The sequence below is a fragment of the Azospirillum argentinense genome, from assembly GCF_000632475.1.
GTDB lineage: Bacteria > Pseudomonadota > Alphaproteobacteria > Azospirillales > Azospirillaceae > Azospirillum > Azospirillum baldaniorum.
The window spans coordinates 1,035,037-1,050,397 of sequence record NZ_CP007794.1 but is presented as its reverse complement, the minus strand read 5'-3'; the positions used below and the strand labels follow the sequence as shown (position 1 = coordinate 1,050,397).

The 15,361-nt window shown below is 69.4% G+C and carries 16 protein-coding genes; 7 read left to right on the top strand and 9 right to left on the bottom strand.

Going from position 1 to position 15,361, the window contains the following annotated elements:
- Positions 1 to 76: 76 nt before the first annotated feature.
- From ABAZ39_RS18975 to ABAZ39_RS18945, 7 genes are all read right to left on the bottom strand, one after another.
- Positions 77 to 469 carry an RcnB family protein gene (locus ABAZ39_RS18975; RefSeq protein ID WP_051658256.1) on the bottom strand — a complete coding sequence of 131 codons (393 nt, stop codon included), beginning with the start codon at positions 467 to 469 and terminating at the stop codon, positions 77 to 79.
- A 131-nt stretch (positions 470 to 600) separates the two neighbouring features.
- Positions 601 to 1,443 carry a GNAT family N-acetyltransferase gene (locus ABAZ39_RS18970; protein ID WP_040134377.1) on the bottom strand — a complete coding sequence of 281 codons (843 nt, stop codon included), beginning with the start codon at positions 1,441 to 1,443 and terminating at the stop codon, positions 601 to 603.
- A gap of 14 nt (positions 1,444 to 1,457) precedes the next feature.
- A complete protein-coding gene (locus ABAZ39_RS18965) occupies positions 1,458 to 2,204 on the bottom strand; it encodes an aspartate/glutamate racemase family protein (RefSeq protein ID WP_040134376.1) in 747 nt (248 codons plus the stop codon).
- A gap of 17 nt (positions 2,205 to 2,221) precedes the next feature.
- The gene (locus ABAZ39_RS18960) at positions 2,222 to 3,058 is read right to left on the bottom strand and encodes an ABC transporter permease (RefSeq protein ID WP_040134375.1); all 837 of its coding nucleotides are present in this window, start codon (positions 3,056 to 3,058) and stop codon (positions 2,222 to 2,224) included.
- Between the two features lie 3 nt (positions 3,059 to 3,061).
- Positions 3,062 to 3,985, bottom strand: coding sequence for an ABC transporter permease (locus ABAZ39_RS18955; protein ID WP_040134374.1), 924 nt, complete (start codon positions 3,983 to 3,985; stop codon positions 3,062 to 3,064).
- Positions 3,986 to 4,075: 90 nt separating this feature from the next.
- Positions 4,076 to 5,392 (bottom strand): ABC transporter substrate-binding protein, encoded by a 1,317-nt coding sequence (locus ABAZ39_RS18950; RefSeq protein WP_040134373.1) that lies wholly within the window; start codon positions 5,390 to 5,392, stop codon positions 4,076 to 4,078.
- Positions 5,393 to 5,443: 51 nt separating this feature from the next.
- On the bottom strand, positions 5,444 to 6,463 hold the full coding sequence (locus ABAZ39_RS18945) for an ABC transporter ATP-binding protein (protein ID WP_051658255.1): 1,020 nt from the start codon (positions 6,461 to 6,463) through the stop codon (positions 5,444 to 5,446).
- A gap of 267 nt (positions 6,464 to 6,730) precedes the next feature.
- On the opposite strand from ABAZ39_RS18945, the gene ABAZ39_RS18940 reads away from it, so the two are divergent.
- The 6 genes from ABAZ39_RS18940 to ABAZ39_RS18915 all read left to right on the top strand — a co-directional run bounded on the left by ABAZ39_RS18940 (position 6,731) and on the right by ABAZ39_RS18915 (position 12,577).
- Complete coding sequence (locus tag ABAZ39_RS18940) at positions 6,731 to 7,471, top strand: GntR family transcriptional regulator (protein ID WP_247875173.1); 741 nt, start codon at positions 6,731 to 6,733, stop codon at positions 7,469 to 7,471.
- A gap of 123 nt (positions 7,472 to 7,594) precedes the next feature.
- Positions 7,595 to 8,680, top strand: coding sequence for a ferrochelatase (gene hemH / locus ABAZ39_RS18935; RefSeq protein WP_200776817.1), 1,086 nt, complete (start codon positions 7,595 to 7,597; stop codon positions 8,678 to 8,680).
- A gap of 115 nt (positions 8,681 to 8,795) precedes the next feature.
- Positions 8,796 to 9,716 (top strand): glycine betaine ABC transporter substrate-binding protein OsmF, encoded by a 921-nt coding sequence (gene osmF / locus ABAZ39_RS18930; RefSeq protein WP_040134371.1) that lies wholly within the window; start codon positions 8,796 to 8,798, stop codon positions 9,714 to 9,716.
- A 4-nt stretch (positions 9,717 to 9,720) separates the two neighbouring features.
- Positions 9,721 to 10,893 (top strand): ABC transporter permease, encoded by a 1,173-nt coding sequence (locus tag ABAZ39_RS18925; protein ID WP_040134370.1) that lies wholly within the window; start codon positions 9,721 to 9,723, stop codon positions 10,891 to 10,893.
- Positions 10,890 to 11,828: an ABC transporter ATP-binding protein gene (locus tag ABAZ39_RS18920; protein WP_040134369.1), complete on the top strand. Its 939-nt coding sequence runs from the start codon at positions 10,890 to 10,892 to the stop codon at positions 11,826 to 11,828. The genes ABAZ39_RS18925 and ABAZ39_RS18920 overlap by 4 nt, the downstream gene beginning before the upstream one ends.
- Positions 11,825 to 12,577: an ABC transporter permease gene (locus ABAZ39_RS18915; protein ID WP_040134368.1), complete on the top strand. Its 753-nt coding sequence runs from the start codon at positions 11,825 to 11,827 to the stop codon at positions 12,575 to 12,577. The genes ABAZ39_RS18920 and ABAZ39_RS18915 overlap by 4 nt, the downstream gene beginning before the upstream one ends.
- Before the next feature lie 48 nt (positions 12,578 to 12,625).
- Here ABAZ39_RS18915 and ABAZ39_RS18910 read toward each other — a convergent pair whose 3' ends face one another.
- Together ABAZ39_RS18910 and lysM are read right to left on the bottom strand one after the other, a co-directional pair.
- Complete coding sequence (locus tag ABAZ39_RS18910; protein WP_040134367.1) at positions 12,626 to 13,513, bottom strand: regulator of G-protein signaling domain-containing protein; 888 nt, start codon at positions 13,511 to 13,513, stop codon at positions 12,626 to 12,628.
- Between the two features lie 158 nt (positions 13,514 to 13,671).
- Positions 13,672 to 14,157: a peptidoglycan-binding protein LysM gene (gene lysM / locus ABAZ39_RS18905; protein ID WP_014197351.1), complete on the bottom strand. Its 486-nt coding sequence runs from the start codon at positions 14,155 to 14,157 to the stop codon at positions 13,672 to 13,674.
- 213 nt (positions 14,158 to 14,370) lie between these two features.
- Between lysM and ABAZ39_RS18900 the strand changes: the two genes are divergently transcribed.
- On the top strand, positions 14,371 to 15,351 hold the full coding sequence (locus tag ABAZ39_RS18900; protein ID WP_014197350.1) for a S1C family serine protease: 981 nt from the start codon (positions 14,371 to 14,373) through the stop codon (positions 15,349 to 15,351).
- Positions 15,352 to 15,361 lie beyond the last annotated feature (10 nt).

Here is a 15,361-nt window from a genome sequence, read left to right as displayed (position 1 = left end):
CGCGGGGGAGGGCGGTGCAACTCCGGGGAGAGTAGACCGCCCGGCCATGTCACGTCCATGAGGGAAGGCGATGGTCTCAGCGGAACAGGCCGGGGACGATCCGGACCATGACTCCCGAGCGGGACGCCACCAGAACGGCGTCCGACCCGGCGCGGACCCAGTGATGGCCGCGCGGCGGCCGGTGCAGGTGATAAGCGGCGGGCGTGGCGATGACGTAGCGCCGCGACGCGTAGGCGGTGGGCAGGCGGTCGCCGGGTTTCCAGTATCGTGCCGTGCGGTGGACCGGCGGAGGCGGGCGATGGGCTTCCGGGCGGTGCGCATTGGGGCCGCGGTGGTCCCGCTCCATCCGCGGCGGTTCGCGATGATCCGGTCCCCAGCCGGCGGCGGAGGCGTCCTGGGTGCCCAGGCCGACCAGCAGGGTGGCGGCGGTCAAGGCGGTGGTCATGGCGGCGATCAGGGTGCGCGACATGGGGGTGTCCCTCTTCTCGTCAGGCCGGGATCGTGATCCCGATGCCCCGATGCTGCGCGCGCCTTGTTGCCGGCGTGTGTCCGGCGGCCCCCTGTTTGGTAACGGACTGTTACGGTAACGCTTGCCCGTCTTCAGCCCAGTTCGAAGGTCGTCACGCCAAACAGGCGCGCCGTGTCGATGGTTGGGGCGGGGCCCAGATACATGCGGGCGGTTTCGAACTGCGGGGTCAGGCCCAGCTCCTCCGCCAGCAGCACGGCGTCGCGGTTGACCTCTGGAACGTCGAGGAAAATCGGGCCGTCCCCCGCCGTGGCGGCGAGCGCCAGCGCCAGATCGCGCGCCGTGCCGCGGTCGGCGGCGTAGAGCGGGCCGATCTTGCTGCCGCTGTGGCAGGGACGGATCACCCCGAAGCCGCGCAACGCCCCGTCGACCACGGCGGCCAGCGCGGAGGCGCCGGGCAGCGTGATCCAGTTGGACAGGAAGCCGGCGCGCGGCGCCGGGAACAGCGCGCGGTCCCACGCCAGCAGCCGGTCGAAGGGCACCGTCCGGGCGTCCACCAGCGCCGCGGCGGAGGAGGTTCCGGCGGGCGGCGCGCCGCCGTAGCGGATGTTGCGGTAGGCCAGCGCGAAGCCGGACTTGCGGTAATTGTCCTGCTGCGCCACCACCCCGTCCAGCCCGACGGTGCAGCCCTCCAGATGCCTCAGCCCGGCTTGCCAGAGGTCCCAGCCGAGGCCGCGCCCGCGCATTTCGGGCCGCACAATGTAGAAGCCGAGGAAGCCGAAGTTGTCGGGATAGCGGACGACGGAGAGGCAGGCCGCCGGCTCGCCGTCCAGTTCCCCGATCAGAAAGCCTTCGGGGTCCACGGCGTGGAAGGCCCCGGCGTCGTGCAGGCCGGGGTTCCAGCCCTCCGCCCGCGCCCAGTCGACGGCCAGATCCAGCTCGGCCCGGCTCATCACGCGCAAGCGGTAGCCGTCCATGGCGTTCCTCCGGTTCAGGGCTGCGGGGCGGGGGCGAAGCGCGCCATGTCCCCGGTGTAGGGTTTGGGCAGGGGGAAAGCGTAACCGCCAGTCTTGCCGGTGCGCAAGCCCAGCACGGCCAGCCCCTCCACCAGCTTCACCGCCGCCGTCACGCCGTCCACCACCGGCACGCCCATCTCCGCGGTCAGGGCGCGCGCCAGATCGGCCATGCCGGCGCAGCCCAGAACGACGCTCTCCGCCCCGTCCTCCGCGATGGCGTGGCGGATGGTGTCGCGCACCCGCTCCACGGCGCCCGACGTCGGGTCCTCCAGCGCCAGCACCGGCACGCCGGCGGCGCGCACCCGGCAGCGCCCGGCCACACCGTAGCGTTCCGCCAGATGCTCCAGCGCCGGGACGGAGCGCGGCATGGTGGTGACCACGCTGAACCGCCCGCCGAGCAGGGTGGCGGTCTTCATCGCCGCCTCGCAGATGCCAATTACCGGGACGGTGGACAGGCAGCGCGCGGCGTCCAGCCCGACGTCGTCGAAGCAGGCGATCACCACGCCGTCGATGCCCGGTGCGGCGCGCCCGTGGGCGGCGATCACCTCCAGCAGGCCGGGAACGGCCAGCGCTTCGTCGTAATAACCCTCGATGCTGGCGGGCCCCATGGCCGGGTTGGCGGCGACGATGTGCGTCCCCGGCGCCGCGACGGCGCGGGCGGCGTCTCCGGCCTTCTCGGTCATCGAGGCGGTGGTGTTCGGGTTGACGACCAGGATGCGCATGGTTGGCTCTTTGTGTCTCAAGCGGCGCCGGTCCGCCGCAGCCGGCGGCGGCGCAGGATCATCACCCCGGCGAGGAACAGGCCGATCACCGTGAAGGAGAACAGCGTCGTCAGCGTGCCCAGCGCGTAGAGCACCGGCGTCGTGACGTTGGTGGTCATGCCGTAGATCTCCAGCGGCAGGGTGTTGAAGGACCCCGCGGTCATCAGCGTGCGCGCGAACTCGTCGTAGGACAGGGTGAAGCCGAACAGCCCGACGCCGATCAGGCTGGGCAGCAGGATGGGCAGCACCACATGCCGCACCGTCTGCCAGGGCGTGGCGCCGAGGTCGCGCGCCGCCTCCTCGTAGGCCGGGTTGAAGCGGTTGAAGATGGCGAAGACGATCAGCAGGCCGAAGGGCAGCGTCCAGGTCAGATGCGCGCCGAGCGCCGAGCCGTACCAGGTCGGCTCGATCCCCAGGATGTTGAAGAGCAGGCCGATGCCCAGGCTGACCAGGATCGACGGCACGATCAGGCTCGCCACCGCCAGATAGAACAGCGCCCCGCTGCCCAGGAAACGGCGGCGGAAGGCGAAGCCGGCGAGCAGCGAGAACAGCACCGTCAGCACCATCACCGTCAGCCCCAGCGCGATGGAGCGGCGGAAGGAGCCGCCGAAATCGCCGACCGCCTGCTGCTCGAACAGGTTCTTGAACCAGTGGATGGAGACGCCGTTCATCGGGAAGGTCAACCCGCCCTCCGGCCCCTGGAAGGACAGGATGGTGATGGTGGCGATCGGCCCGTAGAGGAACAGGACGAACAGCCCGAAGAAGGCGGCGAGCAGGTAGAAGGACAGGCTGCGCCGGGTGCCGGTGCCGGTCATCGCTTACAGCTCCTTGCGGATGTCGACGATGCGCAGCATCGCCACGACCATGATGAGGACGACGGCCAGCAGCACGACCGCGTTCGCGGCGGCGGCGGGGTACTGGAGCAGCGAAATCTCGTTGGCGATCATCAGCCCGATGGAGGCGCTCTGCCCGCCGCTCATCAGGCGCACGGTGATGAAGTCGCCCATCACCAGCGTGACCACGAAGATGGAGCCGATGGCGATGCCCGGCTTGGCCAGCGGCAGGATGACGTTCCACACCACCTGCGCCGCGCTGGCGCCGCCGTCGCGCGCCGCCTCGACCAGGGCGCGGTCGATGCGCATCATCGAATTGAAGATCGGCACCACCATGAACAGCGCGTAGAGGTGCACGAAGGCCAGCACCACCGCGAAGTCCGAGAACAGCAGGAACTCCAGCGGCTGGTCGATCAGCCCGGCGGAGATCAGCCCGGAATTCAGCAGCCCGTTGCGCCCGAGGAAGGGAATCCACGAGATCATGCGGATGATGTTGGAGGTCCAGAAGGGGATCGTGCAGACTAGGAACAGCACCATCTGCCACGTCGTGGACTGGACGTGGAAGGCCAGGAAATAGGCCACCGTGAAGCCGATCAGCAGCGTGATGACCCAGGTCAGCGCCGCGAACTTCACGGTGTTCAGGTAGGTCTTCCAGGTTACCGGCGAGGTCAGCAGCTCCTCGTAATTGGTCAGCACGAAATCCGGGTAGATGCGGATGCTGTCATAGTCCCAGAAGCTGACCGCGACGATGGTCAGGATGGGGATCAGCAGGAAGACCAGCAGCGTCAGCGCCAGCGGCCCGGCCTGGAGGTAGGGGGCGACCCGACGCAGCACGGAACGGCGCACCCCGCTGCTCCGCGGTGCCGCGGACGCGCTGGACGCTTCGGATGGGGCGGCGGAGACGGTCATGGCGGAGGGGTCCGGTGCCGTGGGGGAGTGTTGGTGTGGGAGAGTCTTGATGCGGAGCATGGGAAGGGTGGGGGCAAACGCTGACGCGCCTTACGCCGCGACGAACTCGTTCCACTTGCGGACCATGTAGCGGTCCTCGTCCATCACCGCGTTCCAGCAGGCGACGCGGCCCATGCGGTCCTGGAACGACCCGCCGTCGCGCACCGCGCCGGCCTTCTCCATCACCTTGCCTTCGGGGCTGAGGATGTCGGTCTTGGCCGGCTGGCCCTCCATCCAGAAGGCCCACTCGTCCGGCGACATGTGCTCCTTCGCGGTGTCGAGCACGGCGGAGTAATAGCCCTGGCGGTTCAGATAGGCGCCGATCCAGCCCGACAGGTACCAGTTGATGTACTCGTAGGCCGCCTCAAGCTCCAGCCCGCTCAGATGCTTGGCAATGCCGAGGCCGCCGCCCCAGGCGCGGTAGCCTTCCTTCAGCGGCTGGTAGACGCACTGGATGCCCTTGGCGCGCACGGCGGCCACGGCCGGCGACCACATCGACTGGATGATGACCTCGCCCGAGGACATCAGGTTGACGCTCTCGTCGAAGGTCTTCCAGAAGGCGCGGAACTGCCCGGCCTTCTTGGCGTCGGTCATGATCTTGAGGGTCTTGTCGATCTCCTCCTTGGTCATGTTGCCCTTGTCGCCGTACTTCACCTCGCCCATGGCCTCGCAGACCATGGCGGCGTCCATGATGCCGATGGAGGGGATGTTCAGGATCGACGCCTTGCCCTTGAAGGCCGGGTCCAGCAAGTCCTTCCAGCTGCTGATCGGGCGGCCGACCAGATCGGGGCGGATGCCCAGCGTGTCGGCGTTGTAGATGGTCGGGATCAGCGTCATCCACTGGGTGGCCGATTTGGCGAACTTGATGCTGTCCTTGCCTTCGACGAAGCCGACGGTGTGCGGCGCGGTGCCCTGGGCGACGGCGCTCTCCGGGGTCAGCTTGCCGTTGACGAAGATCGGGACGATCTTGTCGAAGTTCTTGATCTTGGAGACGTCCATCGGCTGCATCACGCCGGCCGGGAAGACCTTCTTGCAGATCCAGTATTCGATGTCGGCGATGTCGTAGGACTTCGGCTGGGTCACCGCGCGCTGGGCCACCGCGTCACTGTCGAGCGCGGTCATCTGCAGCGTGAAGCCCAGGTCCTCCTTCACCTTGTCGGCGACGGCGTTCAGGTTCGACACGCCGGTGCCGAACTGGCGCAGCGTGACGTTCTTGATGTTCTGCGCCCAGATGGTGGGGAAGCCGGTGATCGCCCCCGACCCGATGGCGACACCCGCGGCGGCGGCGGTGCCCTTCAGCAGCGTGCGGCGGCTGACGCCCGTGGTGGTCCCGGCGGAAAGGGGCGAGCCGGTGCGCGTCTCGGTCATGCTCTGTGCCTCCAGTATGGTCGGTCGGTTCTTGGGGGTTGGATCGGAAAGTCAGGCAACCAGGGGGTGGACGTCGCGCGCCTTCCAGCCCGCGGTCACGCGGTCGCCGATGGCAAGCGGGGCGTCGTAGAAACGGGATTCGTCCAGCACCACGGCGAAGTCCTCGGCACCCGGCACGTCGAGCGTCAGGTGGACCGACGCGCCGTGATACTCCAGCGCGCGGACGGTGCCTTCCAACTGGTGGTCGGAATGCTCGGGCTGGCCCAGCAGGATTCGGTCGGCGCGCACGGCCCGGCGGCCGGCGGCGTCCTCCACCACGTTGTGGCCGCCGATGAAGCGAGCGACGAAGGCGGTGCGCGGCTGGTTGAAGACCTCGCGCGGCGGGCCGGCCTGCTCGATCCGCCCCTGGTTCATCACCACCACGAGGTCGGCCAGCGCCATCGCCTCGGTTTGGCTATGGGTGACGTGGACGAAGGTGATGCCAAGCTCGGTGTGCAGACGCTTCAGCTCCTCGCGCATGCGGATGCGCAGGAAGGGGTCGAGCGCCGACAGCGGCTCGTCGAGCAGGAGTACGCCCGGCCGGGTGATCAGCGCGCGGGCGAGCGCCACGCGCTGCTGCTGGCCGCCGGAGAGCTGGGCGGGCAGCCGGTCCGCGTACTGGGACATGTGGACGAGGTCCAGCATCTCCCGCGCGCGGCGGCGCCGTTCCTCCTTCGCGACACCCTTCATCTTCAGGCTGAAGGCGACGTTGTCGGTGCAGTCCAGGTGCGGGAACAGGGCGTAGCTCTGGAACATCATGGCGGTGCCGCGGCGGGCCGGCGGCTCTCCGTTGACCACCGTGTCGCCGATCAGCAGGTCGCCGTCGGAGATGTCCTCATGCCCGGCGATCATGCGCAGCGTGGAGGTCTTGCCGCAGCCGCTGGGGCCGAGCAGGCAGCAATAGGCGCCGGCGGCGATGCGCAGGTCGATGCCGTCCACCGCGACGGTGGAGCCGTAGAACTTGCGCAGCTTCACCAACTCGACGGTTGATCCGGTGGCGGGCGAACCGGCTGCGGTCGTTCTGTCGGTCATGGCCCTCTCCGATTTTGTGCACAATCCGCAGGTCCCGCTGCGGCTGTCCAATATGTCCGCAAGTTCCATGCCAGCGTGTGAATGGCGGATTTCCGCGGCTTTCCGGCGGCAAAAATCAGCGATTGGTCAGGATTTCAGCGCTGTGGCGCGAAATTGTGCATAGGTGGGCTGTGCCCGATGCATAGGCAGAGCGCGGGAGCCGCGTTTGTCAGCTGGTCCATTTTGTGCACAATCCGCGGCAACACATTGAACAGCGCGCGTGCCATCATGAAAACTGTCCTGAGCGCCCCCCGCCGCGCCGTCCGCGGGCGGGGGGAGGGGGCGGAGGCCCGCATCGTCCGCAGCATCGGCGAGGCCATCGCCGACCGCCGGCTGCCGCCCGGCACCAAGCTGGCGGAGGAGAGTTTGGCCGAGGTGTTCGGCGTCAGCCGCGAGCGGGTGCGCAAGGTGCTGCTGCTGCTGGCGCAACGGCGCGTGGTGACGCTGATCCCCAACCGCGGCGCCTTCGTCGCCAAGCCCACCGCGCGGGAGGCGCGCGAGGTGTTCGAGGCCCGCCGCGTGATCGAGCGTGCCGTGGTCGAGGCGCTGGAGCGCAACTCCCGTCCGCTGCCGGACGAGACGTCGGCGAAGCTGCGCGCCCATCTGGCGCGGGAGGAGGAGGCCGACCGGGCCGGCGACCGCATGGCGCTGATCCGCCTGTCGGGTCAGTTCCACCAACTGCTGGCCGACTTCGCCGGGAACGCCACGCTGGCCGGCATCCTGGCGGACCTGATCGACCGCTCCAGCCTCGCCATCGCGGCGTTCGAGCGGCGGTCCTCGCACTCCTGTTCCGCCACCGAGCACCGGCGCTTCGTCGAGGCGCTGGAGTCCGGCCCGCCCGGTGCGGCGATGCGACTGATGATGGAGCATCTCGACGAGGTGGAGCGGCAGCTCGACCTCGACGTGCGGTCGGACGGCGCGGTCGATTTGAAATCCGTTTTCGCGGATCGGCCGGCGGACCGGACGTAAGAGCCTGTCCGAACGGCCGGAGGATAGCCCGGCCCTATCGACCGCATAGGGACAAAGGGCTGCTTCCGATGGGTTCGGCTCGCTATTATGCTGCCCGCCGCGACATCCGAGGTGACCGACATCATGCAGCCCATTTCCAAGCCCGCCGACCATCCGCCGGTTCCCGCGCGCCGCGTCGGTGTGCTTCTGATGAATCTCGGAACGCCGGAGGCGACCGACTACTGGTCGATGCGTCGCTATCTGAAGGAATTCCTGTCGGACCCCCGCGTGATCGAGGTGCCGAAGGCGGTGTGGTGGCCTGTGCTGAACGGCATCATCCTGACCGTGCGTCCGGGCAAGAGCGGTCATGCCTACAAAAGCATCTGGAACGAGGAGCGCAACGAAAGCCCGCTGAAGACCGTCACCCGTGCCCAGGCGGAGGGCGTCGCGGCGGCGCTGGCGGCGCGGCACGGCGAAGCGGTGGTGGTCGACTGGGCCATGCGCTACGGCCAGCCGGCGGTCGGCCCGGCGATCCAGCGGCTGAAGGAGCAGGGCTGCGACCGCATCCTGCTGTTCCCGCTCTACCCGCAATATTCGGCGACGACGACGGCCACGGCCAACGACCAAGCCTTCCGCCAGCTGATGACCATGCGCTGGCAGCCGGCGGTGCGCACCGTTCCCGCCTACCACGACGAGCCGGGCTACATCGAGGCGCTGGCCCGCTCAGTGGTGCGGCACATCGCGGCGCTGGACCACACGCCGGACGTCCTGCTGGCGAGCTTCCACGGCCTGCCCAAGGTCTATCTCGACCGCGGCGATCCCTACCACTGCTTCTGCGTGAAGACCGCGCGCCTGCTGGCCGAGCGGCTGGGCTGGGAGCCGGGGCGCGTGCAGTACAGCTTCCAGTCGCGCTTCGGCAAGGCGGAGTGGCTGAAGCCCTACACCGACAAGACGGTCGAGGAGCTGGCCCGCGCCGGCAAGACCAAGATCGCGGTGATCGCACCAGGCTTCTCCGCCGACTGCGTGGAGACGCTGGAAGAGATCCAGTTCCAGGTGAAGGACGCCTTCATGGCGGCGGGCGGGGAGCGCTTCACCTACATTCCTTGCCTGAACGACCATCCCGACCATGTCATCTTCCTGTCCGACCTCGTCGAGCGCGAGTTGGGAGGCTGGGTGGAGGGCCCCGGGGTGCGGACGGCGCGCGATGCGGAGGACCACGTCACGGCGTGACCCCCTTCTCCAAAATGGAGGGCCGCACAGGCGGAAAGGGTGGGTTGCCGCGGCGGCCCGGCTTCCCCATGCTGGCGGACGGACAGATTGGACGATGGTTGGGAGGATGCGGGCGATGCGGCGTGTGGTTCGGGCGGTGGCCGCCCTGGCGCTGGGAGCGCTGCTGACGGCCGGAAGCGCCGCGGCGGCGGACAAGGTCCGTGTCGGATCGAAGCTGGACGCCGAAAGCGGCCTGCTCGGCACCATGATCCTGCAGGTGCTGGAGGCCAACGGGATTCCGGTGGAGAACAAGATCCAGCTCGGCCCCACCCGGATCGTGCGCGGCGCCCTGCTGGCTGGCGAGATCGACGTCTATCCGGAATACACCGGCAACGGCGCTTTCTTCTTCAACATCGACAGCGATCCGGCCTGGAAGAACGCCGCCGCCGGCTATGAGACGGTGAAGCAGCTCGACCGGGACAAACACAACATCGTCTGGCTGACCCCGGCCCCGGCGAACAACACCTGGGCCATCGCGCTGCGCCGCGACGTGGCGGCGCCCAACAACCTCGCCACCATGGAGGATTTCTCCCGCTGGGTCGGTGCAGGCGGCACGGCGAAGCTCGCCGCCTCGGCGGAGTTCGTGGAAAGCCCGGCGGCGCTGCCCTCCTTCCAGAAATCCTACGGCTTCACGCTGAAGCCCGACCAGATCCTGGTGCTGGCCGGCGGCGACACGGCGGCGACCATCCGCGCGGCGGCGGAGGGCACGTCCGGCGTGAACACCGCCATGGTCTACGGCACGGACGGCGCCATCGCTGCGCTGGACCTCGTGGTGATGAAGGACACCAAGAGCGCGCAGATGGTCTACGCCCCGGCCCCGACCATCCGCGACGGCGTGCTGGACGCCCATCCCAAGATCCGCGACCTGCTGGACCCGGTCTTCAAGTCCTTGGACACCGAAACCCTGCGCGGGCTGAACGCCAAGATTTCCGTGGAGGGACAGGACCCGCGGACGGTCGCCACGACCTACCTGAAATCCAAGGGATTTCTGAACTGACGGGATGACCGGCGTCCGTCCGATCCACAACCGTGTCGCCCTGCTGCTTGCCGCCATGACCGTGGCGGCGGCTCTGGCTCTGCCGTTCCTTGGCTTCGCGCCCAACCGGCTGCTGTCGGGAAAGGCCATCGCGCTGAGCGCGGTGGCGGGCGCCGGGTGGAGCGGGGCGGCACTGCTGCCGGTCGCCCTGCTGCTGGCCGTGCCGTTCCTGCGGCAGGGCCGGGCGGTGAATGCCCTCTATGTCGGAGCGGGCGTGCTGACGGCGGCGGGGCTGGTCTGGCTGGCCGGGCAGCACGCCGCCTTGCTCGCCGCGACGGCCAGTCCGGCGGCGCGGACCTCCCTCGGGGCGGGCTTCTGGGTGATGGAGGCGGCGGCGCTTCTCGCCGTGCTCGACGGGGTGAGGCGGCTGGGGCTGGGTGTCGCCGGACGGGTCGCCGTGGGGGTGTTGGTGGCGGCGCTGATCGGCGGGCAGTTCGCCGCCGGGCATCTCGACCAGCTCTCGATCATGAAGGAATACGCCAACCAGCGGGACGTCTTCGCCGGGGCCGTGCTGCGCCACGCCGCGCTGGTCGCGGCGGCCCTGGTGCCGACCCTGCTGATCGGCGTGCCGCTGGGCATCGCCGCGCAGCGCTCCCCCGCCGTGGGGCGGCTGGTCTTTCCGGTGCTGAACGTGGTGCAGACGATTCCGTCCATTGCTCTGTTCGGGCTGCTGCTGGCCCCGCTGTCGGCGCTGGCCGCCGCTTTTCCGGGGCTGGGGATCGGCGGGGTGGGGCCGGTGCCGGCGGTGATCGCCCTGACGCTCTATTCGCTGCTGCCCATCGCGCGCAACACCGCCGCCGGGCTGGCCGGCGTGCCGGAGCCGGTGCGGGAGGCGGCGCGCGGCATCGGCATGACGCCGCGCCAGATCTTCTGGCGGGTCGAGGCGCCGCTGGCCCTGCCGGTGTTCCTGGCCGGGCTGCGCATTACCCTGGTCCAGGCGGTCGGGCTGGCCGCGGTGGCGGCGCTGATCGGCGCCGGAGGGCTGGGGGCGATCATGTTCCAGGGGCTGTTCGCCAACGCGCTGGACCTCGTGCTGCTGGGGGCGGTGCCGGTGATCCTGCTGGCCGTCGCCGCCGATGCGGCGCTGAAGCTGGCCTCGGCGCTGGCGCTGTCGAGACTCGGGAGGACGGCGGCGTGATCGCCTTTGAAGGAGTGACCAAGCGGTTCGGCGCCTGGACCGCTGTGGACGACCTGTCCCTGACCGTGGCGGCCGGGGAGTTCCGCGTGCTGATCGGCCCGTCCGGCTCCGGCAAATCCACGGTGCTGCGGATGATGAACCGGCTGATCGCCCCCGACGCCGGGACCATCCGGGTGGAGGGCGAGGACATCGCCCGCCTGAAGCCGGAAACGCTGCGCCGCCGCATGGGTTACGTGATCCAGAACATCGGGCTGTTTCCGCACTGGACGGTGGAGCGCAACATCGCCGCCGTGCCGGACCTGCTCGGCTGGCCCAGGGCGCGGGTGCGCGACCGGGTGACGGAACTGCTGACCCTGCTGAATCTCGACCCTGAGCGCTACCGCGGCGCCTATCCGCACGAGCTGTCCGGCGGTCAGCAGCAGCGCGTCGGCGTCGCCCGCGCGCTGGCGGCGGAGCCGCACATCCTGCTGATGGACGAGCCGTTCAGCGCGCTCGACCCGATCACCCGCGGCGCCTTGCAGGCGGAGATGGCGACGATCCACAAGGCGACCGGGACCACCATCGTCTTCGTCACCCACGACATGGACGAGGCGCTGGCGCTGGCCAGCCGGATCGCCGTGCTGGACCGCGGGCGGCTGGTGCAGACCGGCACGCCGCTCGACATCCTGACCGATCCCGCCGACGACCGGGTGCGCGATCTGGTGGGGCGCGAGGATTGGGGGCTGAAGCGGCTGGCCGTGGAGACGGTGGCGGAGCGGCTGCGCCCCGGCGAAACGGCGCCGGGCGATCCCCTGGCGGCGGGGGCGTCGCTGCGTCAGGCGCTGGCCGCGATGGTGGCGCGCGGCACCGACCGGCTTCCCGTGGCGGACGGGCAGGGACGCTTGGCGGGCACGCTCCATCTCGCCGACCTGCTGCGCGGGCCGGACCGGCCGTGAGCCGCCTGCGGAGTCTGCTGACCGACCGGCTGGCGCTCGGGCTGCTTGTCCTGGCGGCGCTGGTTTTGGGGATGCCGGCGCTGAAGCCGCTGTTCGCCGCGGCCTTCCCGGCGCTCGACCGGCCCTTGTACGAGGCGGACGGTTTCCTGGCCCTGACGCTGGACCATCTCGCCCTGGCCGGCGGGGCGAGCCTGCTCGCGGTTCTGCTGGGCGGGGCGGCGGGCATCGCGGTGACCCGGCCCTTCGGCCGGGAGTTCCGCGGCATCCTCGACGCGGTGGCGGCGATGGGCCAGACCTTCCCGCCGGTGGCGGTGCTGGCCGTCTCCGTCCCTGTCCTCGGCTTCGGTCCGGCCCCGGCGCTGATCGCGCTGACGCTCTATGGGCTGCTGCCCATCGTGGAGAACACCGTGGCCGGCCTGGAATCGGTGCCGGAACCGGTGCGCGAGGCGGCGCGCGGCATGGGCATGGGGCCGGGTGCCATGCTGTGGCGGGTGGAGCTGCCGCTGGCCGCCCCGGTGATCCTGGCCGGGGTGCGGACGGCGGCGGTCGTCAATCTCGGCACGGCGGCCATCGCCTCCACGGTCGGGGCGAAGACGCTGGGCCTGCCGATCATCGTCGGGCTGAACGGCTCCAACCCCGCCTACGTCATCCAGGGCGCGGTGATCGTGGCCGCCCTGGCGGTGGTGCTGGACGCCGGCTTCGACCGGCTGGCGGCGCGGCTGACCCGCTGGCGGCCCGGCGCCGCCTGAAAGAGGCCCTTTGAAGGAAGGTCACCCAAGGGGCAGCGCCGGTTGGCCTCACTTGTAGCCGAGCTTGCGCAGAGCGGGCTCATCGAGTGCCTGCGCGCGCGTCAGAGTGTTCCCACTGACGACGATCCGAATATGGGTCTGGATGTCCTTCAGGACGCCCACATAGGCACCGTTGCCGATCCCATTGGAGAAATCGGTGCGCTGCTGGCCCGTGATGTTCAGGCTTTTCGCGCCGTTCGGGTCGATGAACAGGTTGTAGAGCTTCAGCGCGGCCCGCTGGTCGACGCCCTTGCGCGTGATCGACAGGAACTCGACGTTCTCGTCGGTTTTCTCCGTCTTGGCATAGGCGTGCAGCAGAAGCGTCAGCTTGCTGCTTTTCAGGATGTCGTCGATGTCCTTGCCTTCGAAGGGGTTCACGAATTGGCCGCCATTGGTTTGCTGCGCCGCCTTTGCAGCCGCCTTGCGCTGCTTTTCATGGGTCGCCTCGTCCTTCGCCAAGCGGGCCTTGATGTCCTTGCGGTCCTTGTCGATGGCGTCCTCAAGGACCTTCACCAGCTTGGCTGTGACGCCCGGCACCGCCTTGGTGGCGGCAAGAGCCTTCTTCGCCACCGCGTCCTTCGGATTCGCCTTCGCCAGGGCACCGAGATCCTTGGAGGCTGCGGCGGCCAGCGTGTTGAGCATCTTCATCTTGCGGAACACGCGGGCGATGGCGTTGTCCACCTCGCTCTCGTAGACGTGGATGGTGTCCTCGTCCAACGGCTCCGGCTTGGTGAGGGCGAGCAGCATCACCTTGTGCCACGTGATCGAGCCGAACGCCTTCTCCGCGTCGGCCATCCCAGCCAGCAGATCCGCGCATTCCTGCCGGGTCCGGTACGTCCCCAGGCTGGCCGACGCGACGCGCGGAATGAGGTCGTCCGGGTATCCGATGATCTTCATGGCCTGCTCCTCCTTGCCGGTTCGTGGCGGGGAGCCTGCCGGAGCGGCTTGGGCGGAGCAATTCGAGATCGGTCGGAATGACGGGAGAGTCCGGCGCGATCTGCACCTTTGCGGACCGATTCCGCGGCGGGAGCCTCCCGCCGCGGAATGGCGTACCCTTACTGCGGCGGGATGCGCAGAACCTGACCGGGATAGATCTTGTTCGGGTCCTTCAGCATCGGCTTGTTCGCCTCGAAGATGGCGTTGTAGCGGTTGGGGTCGCCATAGACCTTCTTGGCGATGGCGGACAGGGTGTCGCCCTTCTCCACCGTGTGGAACTGCGTCTGGCTGGCCGGCTGCTCGGTCGGCGGCACGGTCGGCTGGTCCGGGCCGCCGGCGCTCTGGTCCTTGGCGATGACGGCGGTCTGGTCGTCCACCCGCGACACGCCCTTCACGTTGCCGAGCGCCACCGCGATCTTCTCCTTCTCCTCCTGGGAGGCGGCGCTGCCGCGCACGGTCACCGTGTCGTCGGCGACCTGGATGTCCAGCCCGTTGGTCGGCAGGCCGACCTGCGTCAGGTGGGATTTCAGTTCGTCGGCGGTCGGGTTGTCCGCGGCACCGACCTTTTCGCCGTGATCGCGGCGGAAGAAATCGAACAGGCCCATCATGTCCTCCCTCGGTTGGTCGCCATGGTGAAGCGATCCCGAACAACATCGCTGCGGCTCGCTGGTTTCACGCGCGGAGGAGGGGGGTAGGAACGCCGGGCTTAGCAGGCGCGTTCGACTTCCCAAATAAGGCCACGGAGCCCAAATAACGTCATAGAGAATCACGCCGAAAGGGGAGAGGATCACACCGTCCCCTGCGCAAAGGAGCCGCCGATGAACCCGTCCGACGACTGGCGGATTCCGCCGCAGTACCAGCCCGACCCGGATGATCTGGCCTATGATCTGGACCGGGCGCTGTCCGCCGTGGTCGGGCTGCGGGCCAGCGTTCCTGAAGACGCCTACACCGCCGGCGTTCTGGGCACGGAGCGCGCCGGGCAGGGCGCCGTCATCCGCGAGGACGGGCTGGTCCTGACCATCGGCTATCTGATCGCGGAGGCCGAGGAAGTCTGGCTGACCACCAACGACGGGCGGGCGGTGCAGGCCCATGTCGTCGCCTACGACCACACCAGCGGATTCGGGCTGGTGCAGGCGCTGTCGCCGCTGGGCGTGCCGGCGCTGATGCTCGGCTCGTCGCGCCATGTGCAGTTGGGCGACCCGGTGGTGGTGGCCGGGGCCGGCGGGCGCGAGCGGTCCATCACCGCGCGGGTGGTCGCCCGCCAGGAGTTCGCCGGCTACTGGGAGTACATGATCGACGACGCCCTGTTCACCCTGCCGGCCCATCCCAACTGGGGCGGCACGGCGATGCTGGGGGCGGGGGGCGAGTTGCTGGGCATCGGCTCGCTCCAGCTCCAGTACCGGGCGCCGGAGGAGCGTGTCCTGCCGCTGAACATGAACGTGCCGATCGACCTGCTGAAACCGATCCTGGACGACCTGATGACCCGCGGGAAGGTCAGCGACCCGCCGCGCCCCTGGCTCGGCCTCTACGCCACGCAGGACGAGCGGGAGCGGGTGGTGCTGGTCGGTCTGGCCGGCGACGGGCCGGCGCAGCGGGCGGAACTGCGGGCCGGCGACGTGGTGCGCGCGGTGGCCGGGCAGCCGGTGGGCTCGCTGGCCGACTTCTACCGCGCCCTGTGGAATCTCGGCCCGGCCGGGGTCGACGTGCCGCTGACCATGGAGCGGGAGGGCGACGTCTTCGACATGCGCGTCGGCTCCAGCGACCGCGAGCGCTTTTTGAAGGCGGCGCGGCGGCACTGACACGCCCATC

Bases quoted from the DNA above. Each gene is read 5' to 3' on its own strand.
- ABAZ39_RS18975 (WP_051658256.1), bottom strand. From the start codon at position 469: ATGTCGCGCACCCTGATCGCCGCCATGACCACCGCCTTGACCGCCGCC.
- ABAZ39_RS18970 (WP_040134377.1), bottom strand. From the start codon at position 1,443: ATGGACGGCTACCGCTTGCGCGTGATGAGCCGGGCCGAGCTGGATCTG.
- ABAZ39_RS18965 (WP_040134376.1), bottom strand. From the start codon at position 2,204: ATGCGCATCCTGGTCGTCAACCCGAACACCACCGCCTCGATGACCGAG.
- ABAZ39_RS18960 (WP_040134375.1), bottom strand. From the start codon at position 3,058: ATGACCGGCACCGGCACCCGGCGCAGCCTGTCCTTCTACCTGCTCGCC.
- ABAZ39_RS18955 (WP_040134374.1), bottom strand. From the start codon at position 3,985: ATGACCGTCTCCGCCGCCCCATCCGAAGCGTCCAGCGCGTCCGCGGCA.
- ABAZ39_RS18950 (WP_040134373.1), bottom strand. From the start codon at position 5,392: ATGACCGAGACGCGCACCGGCTCGCCCCTTTCCGCCGGGACCACCACG.
- ABAZ39_RS18945 (WP_051658255.1), bottom strand. From the start codon at position 6,463: ATGACCGACAGAACGACCGCAGCCGGTTCGCCCGCCACCGGATCAACC.
- ABAZ39_RS18940 (WP_247875173.1), top strand. From the start codon at position 6,731: ATGAAAACTGTCCTGAGCGCCCCCCGCCGCGCCGTCCGCGGGCGGGGG.
- hemH (WP_200776817.1), top strand. From the start codon at position 7,595: ATGCAGCCCATTTCCAAGCCCGCCGACCATCCGCCGGTTCCCGCGCGC.
- osmF (WP_040134371.1), top strand. From the start codon at position 8,796: ATGCGGCGTGTGGTTCGGGCGGTGGCCGCCCTGGCGCTGGGAGCGCTG.
- ABAZ39_RS18925 (WP_040134370.1), top strand. From the start codon at position 9,721: ATGACCGGCGTCCGTCCGATCCACAACCGTGTCGCCCTGCTGCTTGCC.
- ABAZ39_RS18910 (WP_040134367.1), bottom strand. From the start codon at position 13,513: ATGAAGATCATCGGATACCCGGACGACCTCATTCCGCGCGTCGCGTCG.
- lysM (WP_014197351.1), bottom strand. From the start codon at position 14,157: ATGGGCCTGTTCGATTTCTTCCGCCGCGATCACGGCGAAAAGGTCGGT.
- ABAZ39_RS18900 (WP_014197350.1), top strand. From the start codon at position 14,371: ATGAACCCGTCCGACGACTGGCGGATTCCGCCGCAGTACCAGCCCGAC.